This window comes from Ligilactobacillus animalis (assembly GCF_009933595.1).
Lineage (GTDB): Bacteria > Bacillota > Bacilli > Lactobacillales > Lactobacillaceae > Ligilactobacillus > Ligilactobacillus animalis.
Genome location: NZ_CP047141.1, coordinates 420,050 through 436,178 on the forward strand (window position 1 = coordinate 420,050; position 16,129 = coordinate 436,178).

Here is a 16,129-nt window from a genome sequence, read left to right on the forward strand (position 1 = left end):
ATATAATTGGTGTAAATTACATTTAGAAAGGGAAAAAAGTTATGAGTTTGAATTTTGTGCTAGGCACAGCGGCTAAAGACCACCAGACGTTACTGTTAGAGCAGATAAAAAACATCAGTCAAACTGATCCTAAAGCCAAAATATATTACATCGTTCCCAATCATATAAAGTTTGCGGCTGAAGTTTCAATTTTAGATCAGTTACGGCAAAGTAGAGATCAAGATCTATTAGCCGCTACGGATATCCAGATCCTTTCTTTTTCACGGTTGGCTTGGTATTTTATGAAAAACGATCCTAGCTACCAGTTGCCCCGACTATCGGCTGCTGGAGCTAATATGTTGGTCCATAAGATCTTGCGGACTAAAAACGATGAATTGACGATCTTTAAGAGTGAGCAGACCCAGACTGGCTTTGTGTCACAATTAGCTGGTCAATTGATCGAATTGAGTTTAGCTTTGATCACAAGTGAGGATCTGTGGCATAGTTATGAGATGTTAGAACAGAGTAAAGATACCGATCTAGTAGCTAAGTTGCACGATCTAAGTATCGTTTATCGGGAATTTGAGCAACATATCCAGGGAAAATACCTTGGAACAGCTAATATGCTAGAAGCCTTAGCTAAAAAGTTGGCGCAAAGTGAGCTTAGTCACAGTTATTTTATCTTGGATGGCTTTTCCCAGTTCAACGCCGGCGAATATCAGATCATTACTAGTTTATTGCAAAATGCAGAACAAGTGACCGTTTCTTTAGTCTTGGATCGTCCATATGTCCATCATGCTCCAGAAGCAAGTGAGCTTTTTTACCGCTCAGGTCAAGTGTATTATCGCTTGTATCAGTTAGCACGCCAAGAACATGTTAAAGTCATGGTCGATAGTTTTGCTAAACAAGACCGTGTCAGTGCTGATCTAGTTACGCTGGAAGACTATTGGATTGCTTCAAATGATCTAAAACCATTTACCTTGACCGCTAAGTTGCAAGGTGATCTCCAACTCATCGAGGCTGATGATCGTTTAGAAGAAGTTAAATGTTTAGCCACAAAGATCCGCCAGATGGTCTTACTTGAGGGCTATCGTTACCAAGATTTCTTATTATTGACGCGCCATCTAGATCCGTATAAAAATATTTTGCAACCGACATTTGAGCAATTTGAGATCCCATTTTTTACCGATCTGCAAAAAAAGATGTCCGATCATCCCTTGGTCGAATTGATCCAAGCCCTCTTTTTGGTCGAACAGCGCAACTACCGCTATGAAGATATGATGCGCTTGTTGAAGACAGAGTTGTTGTTACCAAAATGTGAAGGTAAATTCATGCCATTAGCCGAGTATCGCCAAGCTCTTGATCTAGCCGAAAATCAAGTCCTTAAATTTGGCTACCGTAAAAAGGGATGGTTAGGTGAAGATTGGGTCTACTATCGGTTTGGAACTAGTGATTTTGGCGCACGAACGAAAAATGAAGATGAGATCACCGCTAAGATCAATCTGATCAAAAATTATGTAAAAGAACTCTTGCCACCGTTTTATGCGAAGTTGGCTAAAGCTAGTACCGGAAAAGCTGCTGCCAGTTTGTTATATGAATTTTTAGTCGATGCCGGCGTAGTTGAACAGTTAGATCTTTGGCGTAAGCAGGCTTTAAAGGCTGGGAAGGTCGATGCTTCAACGCGTGAAGAACAGGTCTGGGGGACTTTTTGTGATCTTTTAGATGAGTATGTGGAGATCTTAGGTGAGCAGCCATTTGAGCCCCAAGATTTCTTAGATCTGCTCCAAGCAGGTTTTGAAGGAGCAACCTATAGTCAAGTCCCAACGACTTTGGATCAAGTTGTCATCTCTGAAAGCGGGATGGTCCAACCAAATGACAAAAAAGTCGTCATGCTTTTAGGGGCGACAGATTTAGTGATGCCCGACGTTGCTGTCAGTGAAGGGTTATTTTCCGATCATGATAAGGAAATGTTACAGCCGACTCTAAGTGAAACGAGTTACCTACCCGATGATACTGAACATGTTTTAGCCAATGAGCCTTTTTTGAATTATCTTGCCTTCTTGACGCCGACCCAAAAACTCTTTTTGAGTTATCCGCGAAGTGATAATGATCAGCTCGATCTCAAATGTTCACCCTATGTCGAGCGGATCAAACAAGCTTTAGAGCTTCCATTGAGCCACGCCCATAAAAATGATGGAACGAGTGATGCTTTAAATTATATCGGTACTAAACGGACCACAATGAGTGAACTCATCAAAGTCGAACGTCAAGCGATCACCGAACAGCGGGAATTACCCGAAGTTTGGGATCATCTATTCCAAAGCTTTCAACAAGATCCTGCGACTAAACCGTTGTTTGAGCAGTTAAATCGGAGTTTGGACTATAAAAATATTCCTGAGCAACTGACCCCTGAAAGTGTCAAAGGCTTGTATGGTAAAGAATTAAAGACCTCGATCTCGCGGCTAGAAGACTTTTATGCTAATCCGTATGAATATTTCCTAAAATACGGTTTGGGCTTAAAAGAACGTGAGATATTTGAGATGAACGCAGCCAATACAGGTGAATACTTCCATACGTTGCTCGATACATTTTTCAAATTGCTCTTAAAAAATGGGCAAGATCTCAAGTTATTAAAGGGTCCCGAATTTGATGCTTACTTTAGAGAAAGTGTCGAATTGACTAAACGTTTACCACAGTTTAAGATCTTGGATAGTTCTAACCGAATGCGTTTTTTGGCGCGACAATTAAATGCAGCGGCTAAACAAGTTGGGGGAGCGATCCACAAACAGCGGCAATTCAGCAAGTTAAAGACGATCCAGACCGAAGCTTTATTTGGACATGTAGGTGAATTATCCGGTCTAGCTGGGCTGCAATTCACCACACCAAATGATCGTTTAGTGACCGTGCGTGGTAAGATCGATCGGATCGACGAATTGGTTTTAGGGGATAAGCATTATCTAAGTTTGGTCGATTACAAGTCGAGCGCAAAGAAATTTGACCATGCGAAAGCTTATTTTGGCTTAGCGCTACAATTATTGACGTATTTGGATGCTTTACTCAAGAATAAGACGACTTTAGTTAAAGATGCTACAAAAGAGCAGATCGCGACAGCTGGTGCGATGTATATGCACCTTTACAATCCGACCTTCAAGCAAAAAGAGATCTATCAAGCTGTTTATGAAGATGAAGTGCTCAAAAAGAACAAATATAATGGGCTATTGCTAGATCAGACCGATGTGTTAGAGGGGCTAGATGAAAGCTTGCTCGAGAGTTCAGGTAATTCATTGATCTATCCTTTTAGACGAAATAAGAATGGGAGTTATAAAGCAACCGGCGCACAATTAGTGACTGCCGATCAGTTGGAGGCGTGGTTGTTACACAATGAAGAATTGATCAAACAAGCAACGGATATGATCTTTAGTGGGCGGCTCGATCTGATGCCCGCCTTGTTCAAAGATGGTTCGGCGTTACAATACACACCATATGAAGCGATCATGCAGTTTGATCCGATGCTACCTGAAAATAATTATTATCGGCTCCCAACGGAAAAGCCCGCCGATATTTTAAAACTTTTACAAGCTGAGGAGGAAAAATAATGGCTGAGATCAAATTTACACCTGGTCAGCTCCAGGCGATCAACGATGAAGGCAAAAATATTTTAGTTGCTGCTTCAGCCGGCTCAGGGAAGACCCGGGTGTTGGTCGAACGTGTTATCAGGAAGATCAAAGAGAAAACCGCGGTGGATGAGATGTTGATCTTGACCTTTACTGAAGCAGCCGCGCGGGAAATGAAAGAACGGATCCAAGGCGCTTTGCGACAAGCGATCAATGCTGAAGCCGACCCTGAGACTAAGCGGTTTTACCTACAACAACTGACAAAACTCAATGTAGCTGATATCAGTACGATCGATGCATTTTGCTTGCGTATGGTCCAAAAATATTACTATTTAGCCCAGGTCGATCCTGATTTTCGCTTGTTGACTGATGAAACAGAGCGGGCTTTACTGCGCGAAAGTGTTTGGGAAGATCTGCGGGAAGAACTTTACGGTAAGTTAGATCCCTTGTTCGAACAGCTGACCTTGAATTTTTCTAATGATCGCAGTGATGATGGCTTGACTGAACTTGTGATGGAGTTATTTGATTTTGCCAATGTCAATCCTGATCCCAAAGCTTGGCTTGAAGATTTGGCTAAAAATTATCATTTGGAAGCGGGTAATTTAGAGCAAAGTGGTTTTTATCGCAATGAATTCATGCCGTACGTCGCTGAGCAACTGCAAAAATTTGCCAACTATATGGGGCAAGCAGCGCAGATCTTAGAGGAGATCGATGATCCAGAAGATAAGTTAGCAAAATTAAAGGCTCTTTATCATACAGAAGAGCAAGCGCTGTGTAAATTAGCTGAGCTTGATCTGTCAACTATCTCGTATAACGAGCTAAAAGTGACTTTAGAGGCGGTCGAATTCAAACGGGCCCCTGCAGCCCGCTTGGATGATGAACAAAAAGTGCTAAAAAATCAAGCTCAAGCGCTGCGTGATGAGACGAAAAAGCAGTTGAGCGAACTTTTGAGTAATTATTTTAATGCCCAAGAAAGTGAGGCCATTGAGCTATTTACACAAGCTGAGATCTTGGCTAAAAAGGCAGCTGAAGTGGTCTTACGCTTCATGCGCCGCTATCAAGCAGAGAAAAAACGGCGCCATGTCTTGGAATTTAGTGATCTAGAACACCTGACGTTAAAGATCTTACGCCAACAAGAAGATACAAGTGTCAAAGAACTCTTGCAAGCACGCTACAAAGAGATCATGGTCGATGAGTATCAAGATACTAATCAACTGCAAGAAGCGATCTTGACGACTTTGGCGCAGGATAACATGTTCATGGTAGGGGATGTCAAGCAGTCGATCTATGCGTTTCGTTTGGCTGATCCAACACTATTTTTAGGTAAATATCAGAGATTTGGTCGCTCAGATGATCCAAACGAGCGGATCATTTTGGCTGAGAATTTCCGCTCAGCTGAAAATATCACGGCAACGACGAACTTTATCTTTTCACAGATCATGGATCAAAAGATCGGGGAAATGGATTATGACAAAAATGCACAGTTAGTTTATGGAGCTAAGGATTACCCGGAAATGTCGCTACCGACTGAGATCTTGTTATATACCTCGGAAGAAGATCCTTTGAATGATCCAGCTAAAAAGCCATTAAAAATGCGCTGGGATCAAGAACCAGAAGCGATGGGGCCTGACTTTGAGATCAATTCCAATCAAGAAGGTCAGATCGCTTTAGTGGCTAAGAAGATCAAAGAATTGCATGATGAAAAGTTTGAGATCTATGACCGAGGATCAGGCCAGATGCGTCCGATCACATACGGCGATATTGCGATCTTATCAGAGACACGGACCAATCATCTATTGTTATCTGAAGAGTTGAAGCGACTAGAGATCCCATTTTATGTGCAGAAGTCCCAAAATTATTTTCAAACGACGGAATTGCGGATCATGTTGGCGCTTTTAGCTTTGATCGATAATCCTTACCAAGATATCGAGCTTGCTGCGGTCTTACGTTCACCGATCGTGGGGCTAAAGGAAAATGAGTTAGCCTATCTGCGGATCAATGATAAGAGCGGGGATTATTTCCACGCCCTAGAAAAATTCTATCAAGATCCAAGCAATCAAGGAAAAGAACCGTTTGTCCAAGCGCTTTATGCTAAGATCACACGTTTTATGGAGCAATTGCAAGGCTTTAGAGATCTGGCGCATCAAAATGAACTGGCTACCTTGATCCTAGCGATCTATGAGCAGACAGGCTTTTTGGATTATGTCGGTGGCATGCCAGGAGGGCCCCAGCGCCAAGCTAATCTGCATGCACTTTATGAAAGAGCCGCGATGTATGAACAGAGCAGTTTTAAGGGACTATTTCAGTTCATTGGTTTTATCAAAAAGATGCAAGAAAAACAAGATGATCTCTCCGAGGCGGTCTTAAAGACAAGCGATGACACGGTCAATATCATGACGATCCACGGCAGTAAGGGGCTGGAATTTCCGATCGTATTTTTGATCGATGCGGCTAAAAAATTCAATATGCGTTCACTGGATAAAAAGTATATTTTAAGTGAAAAAGCTGGTCTAGCGATGAATTACTTAGATCAAGAGCGCCGGATCGAACATGAGACTTTGGTCAAAAATCTTGCTAAACAAACCGCTAGAAATAAGAGTGCCGCTGAAAAGATGCGCTTGTTATATGTTGCCTTGACCCGGGCCAAAGAAAAACTCTTTATCGTGGCAGGCTATGATTCACGAGAACAAGTGGAAAAACTGGTCGAAAAGGCTCAAACTTCTGAATTGTTATTGCCAGATGATGTTCGCGCCAATGCCAAAAATTTCATGGATTGGATCTTGCCCGCAGTTGCACGGCGGGAAAATATTGCTCAAGCATTTGATCTCTTAGTGCGACCACACCCAGCTTTAGATGAGATACCAGCCGAATTTGCATTGGATTTTGCTAATTACAACGATATTGCGGATGAACAACGGCTAGCGCAAGTAGATCTAACTAAGTGGTTTGATGAGCAAACCACAGCCCAAACCAAACTTACCCCTGAGATGATAACTAAGATCGATCAGATCCTAGCAGGTAAGTATCAACATGAAGCGGCAACTAGGACTGCTGCCTATCAAGCTGTTTCGGATATCAAGCGTTTGTTTGATGATCCTGACCTTGAGAAAATGGCAAAGATCACGCCCGAGACAACGGCTAATCGTGAAGTCGGTGATTTTAGAAAACCGCGCTTTATGACAGAAGAAGTTCAAGTGACGCCAGCTGCCATCGGGACGGCTGTTCACTTGCTCTTCCAAGAATCGGATCTGACTCAGATCCCAACGATCACAACGGTCAATGCTTTATTGCAACGTTTGACCGCTGATGGCTTGATCACGCCTGAAGTCGCTAAACGGATCGATGTTGCTAAGCTCGTAGCTTTTTATACGACACCGTTAGGCCAAGAGCTCTTAAAAAATCATACGCGGGCTAAGCGCGAAGTAGCTTTTTCGATGGTCTTGCCAGCGGGTAAAGTTTTTGAGGAGTTAGATGAGACCTTGACCGATCCGATCTTAGTCCACGGGATCATGGATGGTTATTTTATCACTGAAAATGATGAGGTCGTTTTATTTGATTACAAGACCGATCATGTTTATGGTGAAGATGGAGTCGAAAAGATCAAACAACGCTATCAAGGTCAGTTGAATTTATATCAAACGGCTTTGGAGCAGATCTTAAATAAACCTGTGCCCCATAAATATCTTTATTTAGTTGAACTTGATCAAGCTGTTGAATTACCGTGATGTCTAACAAATAAAATAATACGACAAGGGACCTACTATGACGCAAAATATGCATCGTAGTAGGTCCCTTACCGTATTATTTATTCATTTTTCTTCGCACTGATCATTGTCGTGCTCCGAAAAACAGAGCCTAAGTAAATAACAAGACCCCAAGCCAGATGCAAAAAGTGCATCTAACTTGAGGTCCCGTTATTTATTTGGCTCTATTCATTTTTCTTCGCACTGATTAGTCTTTGTAGATGAATTTTCTTTGGAAGAATTTCACAACTTCGACGATGATGATCATTAAAGCACCAGCGCCTAAAACGATGCCCCATTGTTCTAACGCAAGCGTTGTAACGTGGAATGTGCTATTAAAGGCTGGAACGAAGATCGTCATTGCTAATAACACAGCTGAGGCCAAGACAGCAATGTTGAAGTACTTGTTGTTGAATGTTTCCTTAGAAAAGATCGTTCCATGGATCGATTTGGAGTTAAAGGCATGGAACAATTGGATCACACCTAGAGTTGCATAAGACATTGTCAACGCATCAGCATGGATCTGAGCTGATGTCTCATGGAATGGATAGTTGATCGCGATCCAATAGACCCCAAGCGTTAGGACACCTTCCAAGATCCCTTGGTAGATGATACTTGAACCGACACCATTGGATAGGAAGTTCGACTTGCTACCACGTGGTTTCTTTTTCATGATGTCTTTTTCGCCTTTTTCAACACCTAAAGCGATCGCTGGGAACGTATCTGTGACTAAGTTGATCCATAAGATCTGGACTGGAGCAAAGATCGACCAGTTGAGCATGGTCATCATAAAGAGTGTCAATACTTCACCCAAGTTAGCCGACAAGAGGTACTGGATCGCTTTTTGGATATTGGCAAAGACCTTTCTACCTTCGCGAACAGCTAAAATGATCGTGGCAAAGTTATCATCGGCTAGGACGATATCGGAAGCATTCTTAGATACTTCAGTACCGGTGATCCCCATGCCGACCCCGATATCAGCAGTCTTTAGAGCTGGAGCATCGTTGACCCCGTCACCAGTCATCGCTACGATCTTGCCATGTGCTTGCCATGCCTTAACGATCCGTACTTTATGTTCTGGAGCAACGCGAGCATAGACCGAGTATTTAGCCACATTTTGCTTCAATTCTTCATCAGACATTGCATCTAGATCGCGTCCGGTGATCACACCACTTTCATCATCTGGTTGAATGATACCTAAGCGGATCGCGATCGCTCTAGCGGTATCTTTGTGGTCACCTGTGATCATAAGTGGGCGGATACCAGCTGATTTAGCTTCAGCAACGGCATCTTTGACTTCAGGTCTTTGAGGGTCGATCATCCCGATCATTCCGGCAAAGATCAAGTCATTTTCAAAATTATCCGATGTTGCTTCAACGTTGCTTTCTGCTTCAGTCAAAGGCTTATATGCAAAGCCTAAAACACGTAAAGCTTCGAGCGCTAATTCTTGATTGGTGTTCAAGATCTTATCTTTATCGGCTTGCGTGATCGGTCTGACTTCACCATTATCTTCGATCTTAGTTGTTCGTTGTAAGATCTCATCAACGGCACCTTTGGTCATCAAATAACGTTGGCCAGCATGCGAAACGATCGCTGACATCATTTTACGTTCAGAATCAAAGGGGATCGAATTGATCCGTGGAAAATCATTTTGGACTTGTTTAACGTCCATTTGACGATCCAAATAGTATTGGATCAAGGCGGTTTCAGTCGGATCACCGACTAGGCCATCGGGCGTTTCTTGACTATCATTAGCTAAGATCATGATCTGGGCTAAACGTTTTTCAGGTGAGACTTTGAAGCTATCAGCTGCTACTAAGTTATGGTCAGTGTAGAGTTGTTCGACAGTCATCTTATTTTGGGTCAAAGTCCCAGTCTTATCAGAAGCGATGATCTCAGTTGTCCCTAAGGTTTCGACTGCTGGTAATTTGCGGACCAGCGCCTTGCGTTTAGCCATCGTCTGGGTACCTAAGGCGAGGGTGATCGTTACGATCGCAGGTAGACCTTCAGGGATCGCAGCTACAGCCAGTGAGATCGCTGTTAATAACATGTCTAAGACGGATTCACGTCCTGTCATGACCCCAAAGACAAAGATCACAACAGCGATGATCAAGATCAAAACAGTCAAGACCTTACTCAAATGGGTAATGTTTTTTTGTAGAGGAGTTACGGAGTTGTCAACTTCATCTAACATGGTAGCAATATGCCCAACTTGGGTCTGCATTCCCGTTGCAAAGACGACCGCTTCAGCTGTACCATATGTGACGCTGGTGTTCATAAAGCACAAGTTGCTTTGTTCGCCTAAAGGAGGTTCTTTTTCAGTCAAGACACTACTTTCTTTATCGACGGGCACCGATTCGCCCGTTAAAGCAGCTTCTTCGATCTTGAGAGAAGAAGATTCGAGGATCCGCATGTCGGCGGGAACGATATCGCCAGCTTCGAGCAAGACGATATCCCCTGGGACGATCTCATCACTTTTGACTTGCATGACCACACCATTGCGTTTGACACGTGAATAAGGGGTCGTCATTTCCTGTAAAGCATCGATCGCATTTTCAGCCTTGGCTTCTTGAAAGACCCCAAAGACAGCATTTAGGATCACCACTAAAAAGATGATCAAAGCATCGGATACTTCACCTGCAAGCATGGCAACTAGGGCAGCAACCATCAAGATCACGATCATCAAGTCTTTGAATTGAGCGATGAACTTTTGGAGTAAAGTTGTATGCTTCTTGGATTCTAAGACGTTAGGACCGTATTTTTCTTGACGTGCTTTGACCTCAGCTTCAGTCAAACCATTAGCTGAACTCTTTAATTCAGCAAGTGCCTGTTCTCCAGTAAGTTGATAATATTTCGTTTTCAATCACGAAATTCCTCCTTTAATGTGATTTATTAGGTTACAGGGTTATCGTATCACACTTACTTATTAAAAAGAAATTATTCGATGGTAAATTCATTGTAAATTTTATGTAAAATATTGGAAATTAAGGCAAAATAAATCCACATGTGCACACCTGACAGGGGCCCATGTGGAGCTATTTGTATTCAATTAATTGAACTTTTCCCGGGTTATCAGCAAAATCTCGCGAGTGATCCTGCAGTTAAGATATCCCGGTCAGAGCTCCACTAGTATGTCATGTGGTGCTCAATTATTTAGCAGCTTTTTCAGCTTCTTCGCGTTCCTTTAAGAAACTCAATACAGCTTGATGTTCTGCACGACGCTTCTTAACGTTTTTGTTGTTAACTGGGCGGCGGTCGTTACCAACGCCTACGTGTGTATTTTGTGACATGGTAGTCCCTCCCTTCATTACTCATGCAACTTTATATTTTAGCGAAAAACTTCCTAAATATCAAGGGTAAATTATAGTAGTTCTTTAAAAATAGCGGTTCTATGGTATAATTAGCGAAAGATTTGAGTAGAAAGAATGAATTGAAATGAGTATTTTAGAAGTAACAGATCTCTCGATGAGTTATGCGGATAAGCAACTTTATGATCAAACTTCATTTGTCTTGAACAAAGAAGACCATATGGGAGTTATCGGTCAAAATGGTGCGGGAAAATCGACTTTGATCCGCTTGATCACGGGCCAGACTTTACCGGATGAAGGGCAGATCAAGTGGCAACGTGGCAAAAAGATCGGTTATCTCGATCAATATGCAGAATCAGCGCATGATCTGACTATTGGTGACTTTTTGCAGAGTGCGTTTAAGGAATTATACGAGATCGAAGCTAAACAAGCTAAGTGCTATGCTGATTACGCAACAACTTTTGACGATGCTTTATTGGCCAAAGCGGGTAAATACCAAGAACAGTTAGAAGCAGCTGATTTTTATGGTTTGGATGTCAAGATCGATCAAGTCATGACCGGGCTAGGGATCGATGCCCTAGGTAAAGAACGTCAAGTCAGCAGTTGTTCTGGCGGGCAACGTTCTAAAATCATTTTAGCTAAATTATTATTGGAAGAACCCGATGTTTTACTCTTAGATGAACCGACAAACTATTTGGATACTGAACATATCGAGTGGTTGATCGGTTATCTAAATGAATTTTCGGGTTGCTTTATGGTCATCTCACACGATTATGACTTTTTAGAAGCAATCACTAATACGATCATTGATGTGGCATTTGGTAAGATCACGAAATATACCGGTAGTTTCCAAGCTGCGATCAAACAAAAAGAAGTCAAAAAAGAAGTTCAACTCAAGGCTTATGAAAAGCAACGACGCCAGATCGAAAAAGACGAGGCTTATATTCGCAAAAATAAAGCGGGGACACGCGCTGCAATGGCTAAATCACGGCAAAAACGACTGGATAAATTAGAGCGCTTGACGCCACCAAGTGATAATCTCCAAGCTCATTTCAACTTCCCATATCTAGAACTGCTTTCGAGTGCGACTTTGCGGGTCAAAAAGTTATCGGTGGGATATAACAAACCGTTGCTCGAACCAGTGACGTTTTCGATGAGTCACGGGGAAAAAGTCGTACTTAAGGGATTTAACGGAGTCGGAAAATCAACGTTGATCAAATCGATCTTAGGCAAGATCAAAACTTTTGGCGGGACGGCCCAATTTGTTGATGCGGCGGTGATCAATTACTTTACCCAAGAGTTAACGTGGCAAGATCCCGAACAAACGCCGCTCCAAGTCTTACAAGATGCCTATCCTAAACTTGAGCCCAAGACGATCCGGCAACGCTTAGCTCGAGCGGGGATCAATGCGGCTAATACACTCAAACCGATGAAGTTATTGAGTGGGGGCGAACAGACTAAGGTCAAATTGTGTTTGCTGGAATTGAAACCAAGTAATTTCTTGATCTTAGATGAACCGACAAATCATCTTGATGATGAGACTAAGCAGGCCTTAAAACAAGCCTTGATGAATTTCCCAGGAAATGTTTTGCTGGTCACTCACGAAGCTTCATTTTATGCTGGTTGGATCGATAAGATATTTGATGTGGAAAATATCCAGCTAAAACGCTGATAAAGTTGACATTTTCCAGGCTTATCCTTATATTGAATTAAGGTTAATTAGTTAAGAAAGGATCACTTTAATTATGAAAAAAGCAAGTTGGATCCATTGGGCAGTTGCAATTATTTTAGTTGGACTTGCAGGATATAGTGCGGTATATATTCACCGTGCCGAAGAAAAAAATGCGCTAAAAGTTGAGCGTCAAGCAAAACTTGATAAGCAAGAAGAGAAACGAAAAAAAGAGCTTTTGCGGGAACAAAAAAAGCATATGCGAACACCGATCGCTTGGGACCAGCCGTCAGAGACCTTGCCATATCCTGATGTAAGTCAGGCTGTCAAGTCTAAAAAGCTCGAGCAAAAGATCTGGTTATTGGTCTCACCAAATAAACAACGCGTTTACGTGCGCCAAGGACCATATACGTTATACACGATGTATGCTTCGATCGGGAAAAATTTTGAAAATGTCAAGAATTATCAAGAAACACCAACTGGAGATTTTAAGCTTCAGAAGGAACGTGGTGAAGAATTCTACGACGCGACGAAGGGCTATGGAGCTAAATACTGGACATCGTTTAGAGGATATGGTGCATATCGCTTTGAGTCAGTGCCATTTGATCAGGCGGGAAAAGTTATCGAAAGTCAAGCTAAAATGTTAGGGCAAAAGGTGACCAAAAAACACAATGTCAAAGCATATGGTAGCATTCGTTTGAGTGTAGCTGATGCTAAGTGGATCATGGATAACCTTCCAGCTAAAACAAAAGTCGTGGTCGAAGATAATGATCCTAAGCATGATGCATGGGAGTATATGAAAGATTGATAAAAAAGGCTCACATCGAGATTTTTCGATGTGAGCCTTTTTTATTAGCCGTTGATCACGACTTTTGTACCGGTTTTTAAGTTTTCTGACATCCATTTTGAATCAGGAATGCTTAGACGGATGCAACCGTGAGAAGCGGATTTTTTACCTAGCTTTTTAGCTTCTTTGACGTTGTAATTGCCAGAAGCATCCGTTGGGACCGAATGGAAGAGGTAGATCCCATGGTCTTTGAATGAGACCCAATTATTAGCCCCTTCATTTAGGGATGTGTTGTAAAATGAATCACCGCGTTCGGGTTCGATGTAGAAAGTACCAGTTGGGGTGTAACTTTCGTATTTACCAGTTTCTTCATCGTGATGATAACTCCCGCCAGACGAATACATCGTATAGATCACTTTATCGCCTGACATTAGGTAAGTCCGATTCTTTTTAAGATCGACCTTGACCCAAAAATCACTGACTTGGTCTAGATCAGGATAAGGTTTGGTTTCAGAAGACTTTTGCCAATCGATCGGGGTTCGCATGGTCTTACTCTCAGAAGCAGTTGTTTTTTTAGCAACTGTAGCTTTAGTCGCTTGAGTTTTTTCAGTTATCTGTGCTTGAGTCGTTGTTGAAGTTGGTGATTGTTTAGTTACACGGTAGATCAAAAAGGCACCGCAGATGATCACAGCAATCGCGAGACTCAAATAAAAGCGAGAACTTTGTGGTTTCATATTTTAGTCTATCCTATTCTTTAGTAAGTATTGTCACTATCTATTATACAGATTTCTAAAACTAATTGTAGTAGCATTAGGAAAAATTAAGGTGTAAACTTTTAAAGTGTCAGGAAGGATATGATAAATTATGAATGAACAAGCATGTACGACGATCTTAGTAGGAAAGAAAGCCACGATCGATGGATCAACGATGATCGCGCGCAATGACGACACGTTTTTACCACTGACACCACAACGCTTTATCATGCAACCGGCAGTGCATGGTCGCCAAGAGATATGGCGCTCAACACAAAATGGGTTTGAAGCCCCACTGCCAGCTGATGGCTATCGAACGACGATGACACCCAATGTCGATGTTGAAGGGTTAGGCTACTTTGGTGAAAGTTCGATCAATGAGAAAAATGTTGCAATGTCAGCGACCGAATCTGTTTATGGTAATCCGTTAGCTCTAGCCCACGATCCCTTTGTCGAGGATGGTTTAGCTGAGGATTCCTTACAATCAATGGTCGCACCATTTATCGATTCAGCCCGGGAAGGCGTCTTATACTTAGGTAAATTGATCAAAAAATATGGTTCGCCTGAAGGTAATGGTGTTTTGTTCGCGGATAAAGATGAAGTTTGGTATATGGAGATCGTAACGGGACACCATTGGGCTGCAACGAAGATCCCCGATGATGCGTATGCGATCGCTGCCAATCAAGTTGCACAAGATTACATAGATTTTAATGACCCCCAAAACTATTTGTGGTCAGAAGGTTTACAAGAATTTGTAGAAAAATACCACTTGAATCCCGATAAGTCGATGTTTAATTTTAGAAAGATCTTTGGGACTGACAATGAAAAAGATCGGCATTACAATACGCCCCGGGTATGGTATGGTCAACGTTGCTTTAACCCAGAGATCGAACAAGATCCACAATCAAGTGATCTACCATTTATCTGCCGTTCTAAGCGGTTGTTGAAAGTTGAAGATCTGACATATGTTTTAGCTTCTCACTACAACGAAACTAAATACGATCCTTTGGGACATGGTAGTCAAGCTGATAAGCTCAAATTTCGCCCGATCTCATTGAACCGGACCCAAAATTCGCATGTTTTACAGATCAGAAATGATGTCCCAGCTAAAAATGCAGCCTTGATGTGGATCTGCTTTGGGGTCCCAACATTTACCCCATATGTGCCATTCTATACGAATGCGACTGATACTGATCCAAGCTGGAGCCAAACGCCATTGGGTTATGATATCACCAGTGCTTATTGGATGTATCGGACGTTATCGATGCTGACTGAATCGCATTACACGCAATTTGTACAAAAAAATCGCGATTATCTGATCCAAACACGTGAAGTTTTACACCGTTTGCTCAGTGAAGTCGACAATGGAGTAGCTGATTTGAACGGTGAAGAAGCAACGACCTATTTGACGAAGCAAAATTATCAGATCGTGGCTAAAATGCGAGAGTTGACGATGAAAGCGATTGCTGATTGCATCACTGGCGGACTAGAATTATCCAAATTGACCTTCGATATGGATAAGAATCTTTAAAGTTGTGATATAAAATTTTGTAATTTGGAGACTTTTTGTGTAGAATGTTCACTGAGATTTAATTGGGGTGTGAAATAATGGAAATCAAAGTCAGTGATTTTATCACAACAGTCACAGAAGAAAAATTTAATCGAGATACGATCTTAGCTACACTTGCACAAGTTGAAGATCTAGGAATTGCGGATAGCTTAGCTCCGATCATGGAAAAGATGATGGACGCAATCAAGCAAGGTCAACTGGGACAAGCTGAGCTTTCGATCGAAGGTAGTGACGAACCGATCTATATCCGACTTGAGACGGGGATCATTAATTTACCCTTTGAGAATATCAATCGGGTCGCTAATTTCTTTGATGAGCCCGAGGCAGTAGTTCCAGTGAATGTCTATCTGGTAGTTGTTTCACCTGATTTGAATGTATCGGGGCTACATATTATGCAGATCTGTCCGGCAAGTGACTTCGCCAAAGGACAAGGCCAAGATGCTGTAATGGTCGCTGTCGCTGAAAGTCTAAAACAGATCCAAGAAAATAAAGCCCAAAAAGAAAAAGTACCAGCTGAATAAACTAAAGTTCCAAACTTCGAGCGGAGTTTGGAACTTTTTGATATAAAAGCAATTTAATAATAAAGTATCAGTTAGGTTAGTTTTTTATAATTTTATTTTGAGAGTAAAACCCAGTGATATCAAGTGATTTTTGCTGATGACAAATGTTTTTCAAAAAAATATTAAAAAATTTATTGACAAATTAAA

The 16,129-nt window shown here is 41.9% G+C and carries 9 protein-coding genes; 6 read left to right on the forward strand and 3 right to left on the reverse strand.

Annotated elements, in window-relative coordinates; translation table 11 throughout:
* Positions 1-41 precede the first annotated feature (41 nt).
* Together GSR62_RS01980 and addA are read left to right on the forward strand one after the other, a co-directional pair.
* Positions 42-3,575 carry a PD-(D/E)XK nuclease family protein gene (locus GSR62_RS01980; protein ID WP_066023496.1) on the forward strand — a complete coding sequence of 1,178 codons (3,534 nt, stop codon included), beginning with the start codon at positions 42-44 and terminating at the stop codon, positions 3,573-3,575.
* Positions 3,575-7,318 carry a helicase-exonuclease AddAB subunit AddA gene (gene addA / locus GSR62_RS01985; protein ID WP_035448450.1) on the forward strand — a complete coding sequence of 1,248 codons (3,744 nt, stop codon included), beginning with the start codon at positions 3,575-3,577 and terminating at the stop codon, positions 7,316-7,318. Before GSR62_RS01980 ends, addA begins: the two co-directional genes overlap by 1 nt.
* 226 nt (positions 7,319-7,544) lie before the next feature.
* On the opposite strand, the gene GSR62_RS01990 is transcribed toward addA, so the two are convergent.
* A complete protein-coding gene (locus GSR62_RS01990; protein WP_066023495.1) occupies positions 7,545-10,199 on the reverse strand; it encodes a cation-translocating P-type ATPase in 2,655 nt (884 codons plus the stop codon).
* A 286-nt stretch (positions 10,200-10,485) separates the two neighbouring features.
* Positions 10,486-10,626 carry a hypothetical protein gene (locus GSR62_RS09435; RefSeq protein ID WP_004051430.1) on the reverse strand — a complete coding sequence of 47 codons (141 nt, stop codon included), beginning with the start codon at positions 10,624-10,626 and terminating at the stop codon, positions 10,486-10,488.
* 145 nt (positions 10,627-10,771) lie between these two features.
* Here GSR62_RS09435 and GSR62_RS01995 point away from each other — a divergent pair, with 145 nt between their 5' ends.
* Together GSR62_RS01995 and GSR62_RS02000 are read left to right on the forward strand one after the other, a co-directional pair.
* A complete protein-coding gene (locus GSR62_RS01995; protein ID WP_066023494.1) occupies positions 10,772-12,316 on the forward strand; it encodes an ABC-F family ATP-binding cassette domain-containing protein in 1,545 nt (514 codons plus the stop codon).
* A 73-nt stretch (positions 12,317-12,389) separates the two neighbouring features.
* A complete protein-coding gene (locus GSR62_RS02000; RefSeq protein WP_010688493.1) occupies positions 12,390-13,121 on the forward strand; it encodes a L,D-transpeptidase in 732 nt (243 codons plus the stop codon).
* Positions 13,122-13,165: 44 nt separating this feature from the next.
* Here the strand turns inward: GSR62_RS02000 and GSR62_RS02005 are convergent, their stop codons facing one another.
* On the reverse strand, positions 13,166-13,834 hold the full coding sequence (locus GSR62_RS02005; protein WP_035448444.1) for a L,D-transpeptidase: 669 nt from the start codon (positions 13,832-13,834) through the stop codon (positions 13,166-13,168).
* Positions 13,835-13,964: 130 nt separating this feature from the next.
* Here GSR62_RS02005 and GSR62_RS02010 point away from each other — a divergent pair, with 130 nt between their 5' ends.
* Positions 13,965-15,383 (forward strand): C69 family dipeptidase, encoded by a 1,419-nt coding sequence (locus GSR62_RS02010; protein WP_066023493.1) that lies wholly within the window; start codon positions 13,965-13,967, stop codon positions 15,381-15,383.
* Positions 15,384-15,460: 77 nt separating this feature from the next.
* Positions 15,461-15,943: a hypothetical protein gene (locus GSR62_RS02015; RefSeq protein ID WP_035448440.1), complete on the forward strand. Its 483-nt coding sequence runs from the start codon at positions 15,461-15,463 to the stop codon at positions 15,941-15,943.
* The last annotated feature ends 186 nt before the right edge of the window (positions 15,944-16,129 follow it).

What these genes read in the sequence shown, in the direction of transcription:
- GSR62_RS02000 (WP_010688493.1), top strand. Translation starts at nt 12,390, where the DNA reads ATGAAAAAAGCAAGTTGGATCCATTGGGCAGTTGCAATTATTTTAGTT.
- GSR62_RS01995 (WP_066023494.1), top strand. Translation starts at nt 10,772, where the DNA reads ATGAGTATTTTAGAAGTAACAGATCTCTCGATGAGTTATGCGGATAAG.
- GSR62_RS02010 (WP_066023493.1), top strand. Translation starts at nt 13,965, where the DNA reads ATGAATGAACAAGCATGTACGACGATCTTAGTAGGAAAGAAAGCCACG.
- GSR62_RS01980 (WP_066023496.1), top strand. Translation starts at nt 42, where the DNA reads ATGAGTTTGAATTTTGTGCTAGGCACAGCGGCTAAAGACCACCAGACG.
- GSR62_RS02005 (WP_035448444.1), bottom strand. Translation starts at nt 13,834, where the DNA reads ATGAAACCACAAAGTTCTCGCTTTTATTTGAGTCTCGCGATTGCTGTG.
- GSR62_RS02015 (WP_035448440.1), top strand. Translation starts at nt 15,461, where the DNA reads ATGGAAATCAAAGTCAGTGATTTTATCACAACAGTCACAGAAGAAAAA.
- addA (WP_035448450.1), top strand. Translation starts at nt 3,575, where the DNA reads ATGGCTGAGATCAAATTTACACCTGGTCAGCTCCAGGCGATCAACGAT.
- GSR62_RS09435 (WP_004051430.1), bottom strand. Translation starts at nt 10,626, where the DNA reads ATGTCACAAAATACACACGTAGGCGTTGGTAACGACCGCCGCCCAGTT.